The organism is Mesobacillus sp. MER 48 (genome assembly GCF_023714225.1).
GTDB classification, from domain to species: Bacteria; Bacillota; Bacilli; order Bacillales; family Cytobacillaceae; genus Mesobacillus; species Mesobacillus oceanisediminis_A.
Genome location: NZ_JAMAUR010000006.1, coordinates 133,987 through 147,127 on the forward strand (window position 1 = coordinate 133,987; position 13,141 = coordinate 147,127).

At 43.6% G+C, this 13,141-nt stretch carries 19 protein-coding genes; 12 read left to right on the forward strand and 7 right to left on the reverse strand.

Features of this window, described 5'->3' with window-relative positions:
* Positions 1–104: 104 nt before the first annotated feature.
* The gene (locus tag M3593_RS18810) at positions 105–914 is read right to left on the reverse strand and encodes a hypothetical protein (protein ID WP_144478814.1); all 810 of its coding nucleotides are present in this window, start codon (positions 912–914) and stop codon (positions 105–107) included.
* A 151-nt stretch (positions 915–1,065) separates the two neighbouring features.
* Here M3593_RS18810 and M3593_RS18815 point away from each other — a divergent pair, with 151 nt between their 5' ends.
* The 4 genes from M3593_RS18815 (at position 1,066) to cydS (ending at position 4,553) form a co-directional block, all read left to right on the forward strand.
* Complete coding sequence (locus M3593_RS18815; protein WP_144478816.1) at positions 1,066–1,725, forward strand: phosphatase PAP2 family protein; 660 nt, start codon at positions 1,066–1,068, stop codon at positions 1,723–1,725.
* A 349-nt stretch (positions 1,726–2,074) separates the two neighbouring features.
* A complete protein-coding gene (locus tag M3593_RS18820; protein WP_251544341.1) occupies positions 2,075–3,421 on the forward strand; it encodes a cytochrome ubiquinol oxidase subunit I in 1,347 nt (448 codons plus the stop codon).
* Positions 3,418–4,443: a cytochrome d ubiquinol oxidase subunit II gene (locus tag M3593_RS18825; protein ID WP_144478820.1), complete on the forward strand. Its 1,026-nt coding sequence runs from the start codon at positions 3,418–3,420 to the stop codon at positions 4,441–4,443. The genes M3593_RS18820 and M3593_RS18825 overlap by 4 nt, the downstream gene beginning before the upstream one ends.
* An 11-nt stretch (positions 4,444–4,454) precedes the next feature.
* A complete protein-coding gene (cydS, locus tag M3593_RS24385; protein WP_395883519.1) occupies positions 4,455–4,553 on the forward strand; it encodes a cytochrome bd oxidase small subunit CydS family protein in 99 nt (32 codons plus the stop codon).
* A 49-nt stretch (positions 4,554–4,602) separates the two neighbouring features.
* Here the strand turns inward: cydS and M3593_RS18830 are convergent, their stop codons facing one another.
* The gene (locus M3593_RS18830) at positions 4,603–4,926 is read right to left on the reverse strand and encodes a BC1872 family protein (RefSeq protein WP_251544339.1); all 324 of its coding nucleotides are present in this window, start codon (positions 4,924–4,926) and stop codon (positions 4,603–4,605) included.
* 151 nt (positions 4,927–5,077) lie between these two features.
* Between M3593_RS18830 and M3593_RS24110 the strand changes: the two genes are divergently transcribed.
* A complete protein-coding gene (locus M3593_RS24110; protein ID WP_260983618.1) occupies positions 5,078–5,206 on the forward strand; it encodes a hypothetical protein in 129 nt (42 codons plus the stop codon).
* Between the two features lie 17 nt (positions 5,207–5,223).
* A complete protein-coding gene (locus M3593_RS24115; RefSeq protein ID WP_260983619.1) occupies positions 5,224–5,346 on the forward strand; it encodes a hypothetical protein in 123 nt (40 codons plus the stop codon).
* Positions 5,347–5,377: 31 nt separating this feature from the next.
* On the opposite strand, the gene M3593_RS18835 is transcribed toward M3593_RS24115, so the two are convergent.
* Positions 5,378–6,370 (reverse strand): LLM class flavin-dependent oxidoreductase, encoded by a 993-nt coding sequence (locus M3593_RS18835; protein WP_251544337.1) that lies wholly within the window; start codon positions 6,368–6,370, stop codon positions 5,378–5,380.
* Positions 6,371–6,570: 200 nt separating this feature from the next.
* Here M3593_RS18835 and M3593_RS18840 point away from each other — a divergent pair, with 200 nt between their 5' ends.
* Entirely contained in the window at positions 6,571–6,831 is a 261-nt protein-coding gene (locus tag M3593_RS18840; protein ID WP_251544335.1) for a flagellar basal body L-ring protein FlgH, read from the forward strand.
* A 95-nt stretch (positions 6,832–6,926) separates the two neighbouring features.
* Here M3593_RS18840 and M3593_RS18845 read toward each other — a convergent pair whose 3' ends face one another.
* Positions 6,927–7,100 carry a hypothetical protein gene (locus tag M3593_RS18845; RefSeq protein WP_251544333.1) on the reverse strand — a complete coding sequence of 58 codons (174 nt, stop codon included), beginning with the start codon at positions 7,098–7,100 and terminating at the stop codon, positions 6,927–6,929.
* 198 nt (positions 7,101–7,298) lie between these two features.
* Between M3593_RS18845 and M3593_RS18850 the strand changes: the two genes are divergently transcribed.
* A complete protein-coding gene (locus tag M3593_RS18850) occupies positions 7,299–8,099 on the forward strand; it encodes a DUF2935 domain-containing protein (RefSeq protein ID WP_144478828.1) in 801 nt (266 codons plus the stop codon).
* Between the two features lie 35 nt (positions 8,100–8,134).
* On the forward strand, positions 8,135–8,473 hold the full coding sequence (locus M3593_RS18855; protein ID WP_144478830.1) for a YmaF family protein: 339 nt from the start codon (positions 8,135–8,137) through the stop codon (positions 8,471–8,473).
* A 184-nt stretch (positions 8,474–8,657) separates the two neighbouring features.
* Here the strand turns inward: M3593_RS18855 and M3593_RS18860 are convergent, their stop codons facing one another.
* Entirely contained in the window at positions 8,658–9,191 is a 534-nt protein-coding gene (locus M3593_RS18860; RefSeq protein ID WP_353056109.1) for a DUF1259 domain-containing protein, read from the reverse strand.
* A gap of 208 nt (positions 9,192–9,399) precedes the next feature.
* Between M3593_RS18860 and M3593_RS24120 the strand changes: the two genes are divergently transcribed.
* A complete protein-coding gene (locus tag M3593_RS24120; protein WP_285848107.1) occupies positions 9,400–9,522 on the forward strand; it encodes a hypothetical protein in 123 nt (40 codons plus the stop codon).
* Between the two features lie 47 nt (positions 9,523–9,569).
* Here the strand turns inward: M3593_RS24120 and brnQ are convergent, their stop codons facing one another.
* Entirely contained in the window at positions 9,570–10,934 is a 1,365-nt protein-coding gene (gene brnQ / locus M3593_RS18865; RefSeq protein WP_251544331.1) for a branched-chain amino acid transport system II carrier protein, read from the reverse strand.
* 315 nt (positions 10,935–11,249) lie between these two features.
* Here brnQ and M3593_RS24125 point away from each other — a divergent pair, with 315 nt between their 5' ends.
* Complete coding sequence (locus M3593_RS24125; RefSeq protein ID WP_260983621.1) at positions 11,250–11,384, forward strand: hypothetical protein; 135 nt, start codon at positions 11,250–11,252, stop codon at positions 11,382–11,384.
* Positions 11,385–11,480: 96 nt separating this feature from the next.
* On the opposite strand, the gene M3593_RS18870 is transcribed toward M3593_RS24125, so the two are convergent.
* Entirely contained in the window at positions 11,481–12,689 is a 1,209-nt protein-coding gene (locus M3593_RS18870) for a M20 family metallopeptidase (protein ID WP_251544329.1), read from the reverse strand.
* A 55-nt stretch (positions 12,690–12,744) separates the two neighbouring features.
* Here M3593_RS18870 and M3593_RS18875 point away from each other — a divergent pair, with 55 nt between their 5' ends.
* Positions 12,745–13,125: a hypothetical protein gene (locus tag M3593_RS18875; protein ID WP_144478836.1), complete on the forward strand. Its 381-nt coding sequence runs from the start codon at positions 12,745–12,747 to the stop codon at positions 13,123–13,125.
* Positions 13,126–13,141: the final 16 nt, after the last annotated feature.

Consider the following 13,141-nt stretch of genomic DNA (forward strand, 5'->3'; position numbering starts at 1 on the left):
GTTCTTTAAAGCATGACGGTTATTTGCCATAATTGCAAACTAATTTTTCCCTGTCCCGCGCAAACAGGTGATAAAACCCATTCCGTCCATTCTGAATAGTAAAGCTATTTTTTAATGATTTTTGAAGGATTATTGATCTTGTATCCTACCGAAACATCAAGAAGCATCGACTCGTCTTCCACGTCCTTTCCTTTGGGAAGGCTCTTCTTGACGATCTTGCCGTTGAATTCAAGCTCCTGTCCGGGCTCCAGTTCGAGTTTTTTCAGTGTTTTGCTGTGTGAGCCCCATGCAAGGCCAACCTCGATTAGTTCTTCCTGGTCGATTCGGACGTCTTCGAACACAATGACTTCATCATTGTCCTCATTGAAGTGATTCCAGCTCAACGCGAACTGCTTCACTTTCGCGGTAAAATGGACTTTATCTTCTGGGAGCACCAATTTAGGGGCCTTTTCTTTTTTTGTTTTAGCAGGCTTATCTGCCGAAGCTTTCGCTGTTTTTTCCGTTTTAGCCTCCGCTGGTGGAGCTGTTGTTTCTGCTGCTGCCAGTTCAGGATTTTCCATACTCTCAGATTTCGTTTTAGGCTCGTCCCCGGTCTGTTCAATAATTTCCTTGCCGAAATTGGAGGATTGCATTTCCTTCAAATATGCAGGATGGATGCATGTCAGCCTGCCATCCGGAAATTCAACGACAAGCGTATTGTATTCAGTTGTTTCACCGAAAACTTCATAACCTTTTATCGTAACAAGACAATGCTGGAATCTGTCTTTGTACCAAAATTCTTTCTTTGTGCTCAATCCCCATTCCTTGACCTTCTCAAGATAATGAGCTTCATTTTCAAACGTCTCATACATTCCTTTAGGCGGGATATACTGCGTTAAATGCGATTGTTTAGAACCTGTAACTGAATTTGCCATTCGCCCACTTCCTTTCAAGTCTATTTTACCTTCCCCGCAAGAAGAAAAAAAGTTTCCCCCCTTGTCGTTCTGTCTATTTGTCTTTTGAAAATCTGAATAAGGGGAATAGTAAAGGATGCAGAACATGGAAGGAAACAGGAGGAACAAGGACATGAAGTTTAATTTGCAGTTATCCATAGCGTTTTTCGGTTCATTATTCCTATTTATTTTGCTCTCTTTTCTTGTTAGAGCTGATTATCTAATGGCCTTTGATCGCCATGTCATCTCATTCATCCAGGGACTGGAATCCCCCTGGCTAACTAGCATCATGAAGTTTTTTACTTATATCGGAACCATCCGGTTTATTGCTGTTCTGACAATCCTCCTTTTTATTTTGATGTTCTATGTATTAAGATTCAGGCTTGAAGTACTCGTTTTCCTGGCAGTGGTCTTTTGCACACCAATCCTGAACAGATTGCTGAAATTATTTTTCCAACGGGCACGCCCGGATTTTCACAGGTTGATTGAGATTGGCGGGTACAGTTTTCCGAGCGGGCATGCTATGAATGCATTCTCTTTTTATAGTATCATGGCCTTCCTGCTGTGGCGCCATGTCCAAGGCCGTATTGGCAGAATGGCTGTGATTCTTGCAAGCAGCTTCATGATTCTCTCGATTGGAGTGAGCAGGGTTTATCTTGGCGTCCACTATCCTAGTGACATTGTCGGGGGGTTCCTTGCCAGCAGCCTCTGGGTTGCTGCAGTGATTTGGCTTTTTCAGCGATATAAGGATCGGCAATTTTACGTACAGCGCAGGAAAGAGCCGTCAGCTTGAGCCCGCTGTTAAGAACAGGCCGTTAAAAAGTCCCAGTCTAACCAGATTATTATTTTCCTAACGATATATGGCAGGTCCAATCGTTTTAACTATTGTGCTAAGGGGAATAAGGAATGAAGGAGACTACATATCATATTTTTCTCACATCTATCCTGTATAAATAGGTGGAAGGGACTTATTTTTCTGAGTTATGTGATTAAATGAACAAACTTAGCGAGCGGGGTGACAATTACCATATGTATAAAAAGCAAGAACGAGTGCTGATGTGGGTAGCGTTTATTGTAGCGGCGATTATGGGACTGTCCTTTATCGGCCGTATAATTGCCGGATAGAAAAGGGGGATTGAAGGATGGGAAATGAAGAATCTGTTTTTTTCAGCCGAGTGTTGACTGAGCTTACTTTATCTTTCCACATTATTTATGCCACCATTGGCGTCGGGATTCCGTTGATGATCATGATTGCTCAGTGGCTGGGAATCAAGAAGCAGGATGAACATTATATTTTGCTGGCCAGGAGGTGGACGCGCGGCTTTGTGATTACGGTTGCGGTTGGCGTTGTGACCGGGACGGCGATTGGATTGCAGCTATCGTTGCTATGGCCGAACTTTATGGAACTTGCGGGTAATGTCATTGCCCTGCCGCTTTTTATGGAAACATTTGCGTTTTTCTTTGAAGCGATTTTCCTGGGCATTTATCTATATACATGGGACAGGTTTGAGAATCAGAAGAAACACTTGCTGCTTCTTATTCCAGTTGCGATTGGAGCATCTTTTTCGGCTGTATTCATCACCATCGTGAATGCCTTTATGAATGCCCCGCAAGGCTTTGATCTTGTTGATGGTCAGCTGGTCAATATCAATCCGATCCTGGCGATGTTCAATCCAGCCATGCCGACAAAGGTGGCCCATGTGCTTGCCACTGCGTATATGACTTCGGCATTTCTCCTTGCTTCCATCGGGGCTTACAGGCTGCTTAAGGGATCGAATCATATCTATCATAAAAAAGCAGTATTTTTGACAATGAAAATCGGTTTGATTTTTTCGATTGCCGCAGCGGTGATTGGTGACTTTTCCGGGAAATATTTAGCCGAGTACCAGCCAGAAAAGCTGGCAGCCGCGGAATGGCATTTTGAGACCCATGAAGGTGCACCGTTAATGCTCTATGGCGTTCTCGATGATGGCGAGATTAAATACGCTCTTAAGATTCCATATGCGCTTAGTATTTTGGCACACAGTAATCCGAATGCGGAAGTGATTGGTCTAAATGAGTTTCCTGAGGACGAAACCCCGCCGCTTTACATCCACTATCTATTCGATGGGATGGTTACGATCGGCATATGGATGACGGTGCTCTCACTTATGTATGTTGTCGGTGTCTGGATGAAATGGAGTTTTATCCGGACCAGGTGGTATCGATGGCTCATTGTCCTTGGAGGCCCGTTATCGATGCTTGCGATCGAGCTTGGCTGGTGGTTCGCCGAGGTTGGGAGGCAGCCGTGGATCCTGAGGGGAATCATGAAGGTTGACGAAGCAGCGACGACAAGCGGACAGGTCGATATGATGCTGCTGATGTTCGCCGGTTTATACTTGGTGCTTGCCGTAGGAAGCATCGTGGTTTTAACAAGGATGTTCCGGAAGAATCCTGTTGAACAAGAACTGGCAGACAGGGAAGCTGAAAAGGAAGGTGAGTTGCGATGACACTTGAGATAATTGGGATTACTGTTCTATGGCTGTTTCTTTTTGGCTATGTCATCGTCGCTTCCATCGATTTCGGGGCAGGATTCTTCAATGCATACAGCCTTTTCCGGGGAAAGCAGCATATCCTGACCCGGATCATCCAGCGGTATTTGTCGCCGGTATGGGAAGTGACAAATGTATTCCTGGTGTTTTTCTTTGTCGGAATGGTCGGATTCTTTCCTAAAACGGCGTATTACTACGGAACCATCCTGCTTGTTCCTGCCAGTATCGCAATCGTCCTGCTGGCGATTCGGGGATCCTATTATGCTTTTACGACTTATGGCGGTTTGAAGCACAAAAGATATTCGTATTTATACGGATTATCAGGTTTGTTCATCCCGGCCTCACTGTCGATTGTGCTGACGATTTCAGAGGGCGGCTTTGTCACAGAAACGGCTTCGGGTATTAATCTGGATTACTGGGCGCTGTTTACCAGTCCGCTGACATGGAGCATCGTTGTCCTCAGTCTGGCAGCGGTACTCTATATTTCAGCTGTATTTTTAACATGGTACGCCCATAAAGCTCAGGATGAACCGGCCACAGAGCTGCTTCGGAAATATGCTTTAATTTGGTCGGTGCCGGCCATTGTGAGCGCAACAGGAATCATCGTCGAACTTAAGGACCACAATCCGGAGCATTACACCCGGCTCGTTGATTTATGGTGGCTGTTTGCAATTTCCTTCATCTTGTTTGCGGGAACTGTTTACTTGCTTGGAAAACGCAAATCATATGGAGTCGCATTCGGGTTGTTAACAGGTCAATTCCTGATTGCATTTTTTGCTTATGGCATTTCGCATTATCCCTATCTGCTTTATCCTTTTCTCAAGCTTTATGACAGCTTCACAAATGAAGCGATGGCAATCGCTCTCATTATTGCCTTTATAGCGGGGCTTGGTTTGCTGCTCCCTTCACTGTATTTATTGCTGAGGCTGTTTCTGTTCAATAAAGATTATGTTCAGGGTAAACGGGATGACCATGCATAGGAGGGTGGAAAATGGCTGAATTCACAATGTTCTACGCTCCCTTCATTATCATCATTGCCTCAATTGCCGCTGCATTCTGGCTGGCAGGTAAGGATGAAAAAGTGGAGTGATTGAAAAAAGAGCTGTCGTCCATCAAAGGAGGCAGCTCAGTTTTATTTATTATGATAATTTCCGCCACAGTGTTGCGCTCGCCACGACCGAGTCATTTTCAATGATGGCATAGGCAGCATTTGTAATCGCTTCAGGCAGGTTTTCACCCGTCCCTCTGAATTGATTGAAAGCAGCCTCTGAAACCCCATTTGATGAAAAGGCATAGCCCAGCTTCTCCAGTCTTTCGACAATCAGCATTGCATGCAGAAGATTCTGCTCTGGCTGGAATTCAGAGTCATTGATGAAAACACCTTTTTCATAATCAAACCAGCGGTCCCATCTGTTCAGCTTCCAGCCTAAAATCCTTCGCGCAATTGCATCCGTTTTTGTCATGTTTCTTCCTCTCTTTCTGAATATTGTTATATAACAGATTATTTTAATTGAATTATATTACATAACAGGGATTTTAGGCAATAACAAAGATACGAAATAGGAAGTTTTATTTGAGGATTTTGAGCATCTTAAAAAGTGGGGGTGACAAAACATGAGTGGAAAAGAAATCAGCCAGCAGAATGTAAGACTGGGCGGAAAAATTGCCAAAGAGAAAGGCCGTACGAATGGCGAGCTTGGCAATGACAATGACATCAATTCAGGAAAGAACCGCAAAAAGTAAAATGGAGGAGGATCATCATGACAAATCGAAACGATAACCGCGAACGCAAAAATAAATACCCAAACAATAAAGAAAGAAATATCTCCAAAGACATCAATGTGCGAAGCGAGATGACCAAAAAAGATTTGAAGGAACAATAAAAGGAAGGGGGTTTCCCCTTCCTGCATTACTTTAGAGTAGGGCTTCCGCAAGCATTGTGTATGTCTTAACTTTATCCTGGAAGCTGTGCAGATTATTGATGATCATAAACTCCTCAGTCCCATAATCATCACTCAGCCTCAAGAGCTCACTCTTCACTTTTTCCGGCGTTCCGATGATCATTCTTTTTCGGTTTTCCACGATCCTGTTCCGATCCTCCGCCGTTAGCGTTGTATTCTTTGCTTCTTCCAATGATGGAATCCTTGTATCCATCCCCTTTTCTACCCGCAAAAGCCATAAGTCCTGACTCAAAGCCAGTTCATCAGCCTTTTCCTGGGTTTCAGCACATACAACAAAAATACACACATTTGCTTTGGGTTTTTTCAGGAATGGAGAAGGCTGGAACTCCCGGAAATATTGTTCCAATGCTCTTTTTCCGTTGGCGGGTGTTATGAAATGGCCGTATGTAAATGCTGTTCCCTGTTCTGCTGCAAGTCTGGCTCCGCGATGAGTGATTCCCAATAACCATAATTCAGGGAAAGCTGTTTTGTCAGGATAGGCTTTAACGCTATGAAAGGGATGGTCACCTGGCAATTCATTCTGTAAGAATCCTTTTAGGTCACTAATTTGTCTGGGAAACTCATTTAAACTTTTCCGAAGTCCATCTGTCAACGCAAGCCTCGTGGTGGCTGACCCGCCAGGAGAACGGCCTAATCCAGCATCTATCCTGTTTGGGAACAGAGCCTCTAAAACCTTGAAGTTCTCTGCCACTTTAAAAGGGCTGTATTGAGGGAGCAGGACTCCGCCTGAACCAATTCTGATTCTTTTGGTCATCGATGCTATGTGGGATATCAATATTTCAGGAGAGGAACCGGCAATGCCGTTGGTGTTATGATGCTCAGCAACCCAGAACCTGGTGTACCCAAGATCTTCTGTGATTTGGGCCAGCTCAACTGTTTTGCGAAAAGCCTGTCCGGCCGAATCCCCCACGCTGATGACGGATTGATCAAGTACACTTAACTTCACTAATTAACCCTCCAGTTGCAAGCTGCTTCATTTTACCCATTATTCCCTCAAGCAATCCGCCCAAACTAGCATCCACACGTAAAGGTCCTTTAACCTGGAAAAACACATAGTCATCCAAAACTTTAAGGCAGGGGGGGAATGTTTATGATTTTCCAGTTGGGCTATAAGTAAAGTAACCTGTTACAGAAAGGAGTGACAACATGATGAAGCGAAACTTGATGCTTTCGTTTACGTTAGGGGCAGGCATCTTGCTGGCAGGCTGCGGAGCCACAGAAGAGCCGCCGCCAGAAGACGATCCGGTAATGGGACAGGATGAACAAGCACCACCAGCACCTGATGGAATGACAGAGGATCCTGGTGAACCAACCGATGGTACAACCGAGGATGATGAGAATTTAACGGACGATGAAAAAGACAAGGTTGAAAAGTCTGTTGAAGATAATGAGAATGAACAACCTTAGGACACCAGAGGTTCTAAGGTTTTTTATTGATTATATTATAGAGGGAATTGGTACAGAAAAAATGCTGTCTCTATGGAAGAGGCAGCATTTTTCCTTTATTGCTTTTCATCACCATCAGATTCTTCTTGATTCAATTTGAAATCTTCATCCTTAACATCATTTTCAGTATCCTCAACTGGCGGTTCATTTTCCTGGTCCGTCTCAGAGGAACATCCACCGATAAAAATTGTCAGCGCCAAAGGAATTCCATAAAAGAGTTTCTTTTTCACAATAAAAACCCTCCTCCTCCGAAATATTCTCGGCAGAAAAACATACCCAGTCAGTAAGCTGGACTGGAACATCTCACTCAACAGAGTCACCTATGTGGAAATCACTTTAGGCATAGAAAAAAACATAATAATGTTTTGGGACAAGAAATAGATACATATATTTTAAGATGTATGTATAGTGTGATGAGGAGGGTGTTCATGGCTAATCCGATTGTTCTTAGATCACTGGACGAAATTAGATTTTGGTCCAGAATCATGAAGGAGCACGCGCTGTTTTTAAGTCTGGGGTTTACGTATGAGCAAAAACAATTAATTGCTGAAGCACAACAGTTTATTGTGATATTTGAGCGGATTGAGGAAAAACTGGCACGATTTAGCGCTAACACGGATATTCGTCAAATCCAAGCTTTTAACAATGAGGTTTATCAAGCTGCCGCCTCAATTTGGAGTTACAAAAGAAAAGTATTAGGACTCACTCTGCGCTGTGAAATAAGACATAATAATTTCCCTTTGCTAATTGATCACGTAAGCAGAGAAGCAGCGTATTTTGCTAATCGTTTGAAGGAGTTAAATGAAGGGAAATTAGTTCCAGAGCCAGAGGCCATAATCGCTGAAAATGTTTTCTTCCTAAGAATTATGGCAGACCATGCAAAATTTATCGGGCATCTCTTAGATCCTTCAGAAAGGAAGCTGGTTGAGCAGGCTAGGGAATTCAGTCATGACTTTGACCAATTGGTGTTCCAGGCTGTGGATTTGGATTCGATGAGACCTCAATCGGAAACAGTGCCAATGCTTGATCAATTCCTGGATCAAAACAGGGTTTCGGTTGCTTCATTAAGAGATTTTAAGAAAACAGCTAGAGAATTAATTGAAGCCTGCAGAATCAAAAGCAATATTCATCCGCTGTTAGCTGACCATACATTCAGGGAAGCGGAACGGTTTTTGGAAATCATTGATCATTTTGAAGCTAGCCTAAACGCACAGACCATAAAAGGGTAACGTATATTTGAGTTATCAAGAGTGAGGGTGAGGGTATGGCGAAGATAGGGAAAGATGATTTTGTAAAAGGTTTTGTACCGCATCATAATCATGGTTCAGTCGATTACACTTCTATGGGTGCAGGACATGTTCATCAATGCCTGGATGTAACTTCACCGCCCATCATGACAGAGGATCACAACCATGTCCACTACACTGAAGGATATGTGGTCTTTGAAAACGGGCATACCCACCATTATCAGGCTTATTCCGGACCAGCAATTCCAGTCGGAAATGGAATGCACGTCCATTATTACGATTTCTACACTACTGAAAACGATGGACACCGCCACCGGGTAAAAGGTATTGATCAGCCAGCACCCGGTGATAAATAAAAAAGAGCGACCTTCAAAAGAACCGCCGGCCTTGAGAGGTTGGCGATTTTTTGTTTGTTGTCAGGTTATTTTCCAGATGACTTACTTACAATGGAAAATATCCTTGTGCAGAAGATCCGATGCTCTATAATGAGCCGAACCGAAAAAAAAGCTGCCGGCAAGGACCCACAGCTTAAAATGATATTTAAAATAATCCAGCATCTTTTGCCGCTTCGATGCTGTCACATGCAAATTCGAACGGATCTCCGACATTTTCCCAATGCATATATATTAAACGCGGTTCTTCAAATAGCCAGTGATTGTGTACGGCTGTTACCTTGATTCCTCTTTTCCGTAATTCTGTAAGGAAAGGATTAATTTCTTCCTGCAGGATGACAGTTTCACCTAGATTCAGAGTTTTGCCGCCTTTGTTGTTTTCAAATGATAGTGCAAATGGAAGAGCAAGCGGGGACCGGGTGCGACGCCCCAGGATCGTAGCTTTTATGTTTCTTAAGCGCTGTACAACACAGGCTGGGGTAGTTGTAATAACATCTCCTCCGATAATATCTGCAAGCTCCTCGCATTTTCTTGCGCTAATGCCTCTGACTGTTCCACGTTCATGCATATGGGAACTTGATTCAAATTCATCTTCCAGCAAATCCTTTTGTTTATGATGATGATTTTTCGAAAACCGGAAGAAGGTTTGATTTCCCATGCTGTCAAATTCTCTTCTTTCCAATCTGTCCAGCTCCTTTCATTTTATCAAAAGCAGTATATTCGAAGGAAATGGACATGACTGGATGGATTAATTAGGACAAACTCACTTTTCGCCTTTCTAAAAATATAGAGAAAGCATACCCTCGAAAAAGAAACACAAACTAATGGGAGAATGGTGAAGGATAGAGCATCTTTGATTTATATAAATTGAAAACAAAGGGGGTGAAAAAATGACGAAAAATAAACCAAAACATAATAAGGCAATGCCAAAAGCAGATGTAGAATTTGCTGAGGAAAGAGGAAATGGATTAGAAAAGGTAGCATTAAAGGCTCAGAAAAAACATAATAAATAATTTGCCTGTATTGCAGAAACAAAAGAAAAAAGAACTGCAGAGGATCTCTACAGTTCTTTTTGGTATGTTCCTGAAGTTAATTCTGTTTTAGGTAAAAGGAAGCCAACCGCTGCTCCAGTGATGGCTGGAATGATCCACCCAAGACCTATATCGTATAACGGAAGGTAATCCATGTATAACGTCTTGATCGAATTGAAAACTGGAACATTCAGATAGGGAACATTTGCTGCTAATGTACTATATCCATCAAAAAAGCTTACAAGAAATGTCATCGCCATCGAAGCAGAGTATACGCTCTGTTTATTACCGAATAGCGGTGATAATAGGGTTAACAGGATCAGGATGATGGCTAAAGGATACAGGAACATTAAAACCGGTACAGCGAATTGAATGATATTGTTTAAGCCGAAGTTTGCAATGGCAAAGGAAACGAAGCTTAGAATAAATACATAACTTCTGTATGAAACCTTCGGAAACACGTCATGGAAGAACTCGCTGCAGGCTGTGATCAGGCCTATGCTTGTTTTTAAACAAGCAAGCACAATGATGGTAGCAAGAAGGACGGCACCGAATGAGCCAAAATAGTGCTGTGCGACTGCTGCAAAAATCTGGCCGCCATTTTCGAATGTCCCGATGGCTGTCACGCTTGATGCTCCCATAAATGTTATAAGCCCGTAGATGAGCATCATCAGTGACATTGCGAAAATCCCTGATTTCATGGTTGCTTTGGCGATTTCTTTTTTGCCAGTAATACCTTGTCTTTTAATCGCGTGGATGACAACAATCCCAAATGCCAGGGATGCCAGGGCATCCATTGTATTATATCCTTCTTTAAAACCTGTCATGAAGGCAAGCTTCTCAAAAGCACCTGCAGGTTCACCATAACTCCCCATTGGATTGAATATCGAAAATCCAATTAAAAGAAATAAAAAAACGAGAAACGCCGGAGTCAAATATTTGCCGATGTAATCCATGACCTTTGCTGGATGGAGGGAGAAAAAATAAACAATGGCAAAAAAGATGAAGCTGAAAATCCCCAGCCATAAACCAGCCTGCCCTGGAGCAATATAAGGCTCAAAACCAACAACGAATGGAACAGTGGCTGTTCGTGGAATCGCAAAAAATGGTCCAATGGTTAAGTATAGAACTGTGGCAAAGGCAATGCCGAAAACAGGGTGCACTCTGCTGGCCAAATCACGCAATCCGGTGCTGCCGGAAAGCCCGATCGCCAATATACCTAAAAAGGGAAGGCCAATGGCTGTGACCAGGAAACCGATTAACGCAGGCCAGAAGTTTGTGCCTGCAAGCTGGCCTAATTGAATCGGGAAAATTAAATTCCCAGCGCCAAAGTACATGCCGAATAGCATGGTTCCAATGAGTGCATAGGTTGAAAATGAGATTTTTTGATGCAATTAAATTGCCTCCTCTTCTTGATGTAGTGAATCATGGTTTCTTCAGTTGGCAGGGAGGTATTTCTATTGAAGAAGGGAAGGAAATAGATAGAGAGAAATGAATTGTTCAATCTATCACAATAGAGTGTTCCGTTGTACCCAAAAGAAGAATAATACACATTACTATATATACTTACAGTTCACAAGTCAATGGAATTTTTAGTATTTTTAGAATTAAAGGAAAGCAATTCGCGGCAAGAACTTCTTCAGGAGTTTTGCTAACGGCGGTTCAGATTGCATCCGATAGAGAGAGTTTTGATTTCACGAGAGAATCTGATGACGATCGAACAAGCAAAAGCAATATTGAAAAATCCAGAGCTGGGACGACATTTGACAAGAGAAGAAATGGAGGCGATTGATTTCTTAATCAGCGTCGCCAAAGCAAGAGAACAGTGCTTCTGTTCCTTTTGATAGGTATCGATCAGGCTGGTAACTTAAAACAACCATAAGACCCTTGCGCATGGGCAAAGGTCTTCTTTCAATAGTGGGCAAGTATAAGGAAACAGGTTATTGTTTGTTTTCCGCTGCTTTCCTCAGCTCGAACTCAGCTTTGATATCTGTCAATAGTTCCTGGTTTGTAAATAATTGTAAAGCTGTCAGAGCAAGAGCTTTTGCTCCCTTTAGCAAGGCTTCGTCTCCCTCTGGTGAAGCTGCAGCTTCCCTGAAGGGAACAGTGTGGGCCACGAGATTATCAGGGCCTATCTTGATATAAGGGTGAATGGTTGGAACGACCTGGCTGATATTACCTGCATCGGTAGAGCCAATTCCCTCCCTTTCATTGGCTGCAACGTTCTCCCCAAGGTCTTGAATCACATTTTTAAAGACTTCATTATACCGATCATTCAATAGCAAATTATCGACTTTATTTTGGAAGGCGATAACATTCAGCTTTGCACCAGTTGCAAGGGCCGCACCTTCTGCAACAGCCTTTACGCGCTGGGTGACATCATTCAATCGGCTTCGGGTGGCTGCGCGGAGGAAGAATCTGGCTTTGGCATATTCAGGAATGATGTTCGGTGCATCCCCTCCATGGGTGATGATGCCGTGAATCCGAACATCATCCGTCAGCTGCTGTCTCAATGCATTGATTCCGTTGAACAGCTGGATCACAGCATCCAGAGCGTTTATACCTTCATGAGGAGAAGCCGCTGCATGGGCGGGCTTTCCGATAAATTCAAAGTCGAGAGGATCCACAGCAAGCGAGGTTGATGTCAATCTGGTCTGTCCTGAAGGGTGCAGCATCAAAGCCGCATCGATTCCCTCAACAAGGCCATGCTTTACAAAGCTTCCTTTCGCGCTCCCATTTGGTCCGCCTTCTTCGGCAGGCGTTCCAAAAACGACTGCTTCACCGCCAGTTTCATCCAATACTTTGCTTAGCGCGATCGCTGCGGCGACACTGGTTGTGCCTATGATATTATGTCCGCAGGCATGGCCAATCCCAGGCAGGGCATCATACTCTGCCAAAAAGGCGATGGATGGTCCCGGTTTTTCAGACCTTTTGCGAGCAACAAAGGAGGTTTCGTGTCCTGCTACCGCCTTTTCAACTTCAAAACCTTCATCTTCTAAAATATTGATAAGCCGTGCGGAAGCGAAAAACTCCTCATTGCCGATTTCCGGGCGTGCGTGAATTTCATGGCTGGTCGTTAAGTAAAGATATTGGTTCAGTTCCACGTTTTCTGTAATGATATCTTTAAGTGACTTTACTGATGTTGACATCCTGATTCCTCCTTTAAACTTTCATAAAAATAGTGAGTAACAGGGGCATCCCCTTTTGAAAGCTATTAACTTCAGTCCCAAGCCTGCTGGTCTTTCCCGAAAAGCGATGGCTTCCGCAATCATGATCGCAGAATATTCAAAGCTGCGCCCGAAAAGCGAAGGCTTCTGGAATTACGGTCGCAGAACAGTCAAAGCTGCGCCTGAAAAGCGAAGGCATCTGCAATTACGGTCGCAGAACAGTCAAAGCTGCGCCCGAAAATCGATGGCTTCCGCAAACTTGGTCGCAGAACGACCAAAGCTGCGCCCGAAAAGTGATGGCTTCAGCAATCATGGTCACAGAACCAGTCAAAGCTGCGTCCGAAAAGTGACGGCTTCCGTAATCTTGGTCGCAGAACGACCAGAGCTGCGCCCGAAAAGTGATGGCTTCCGCAATTAGGGTCGCAGAACAGTCG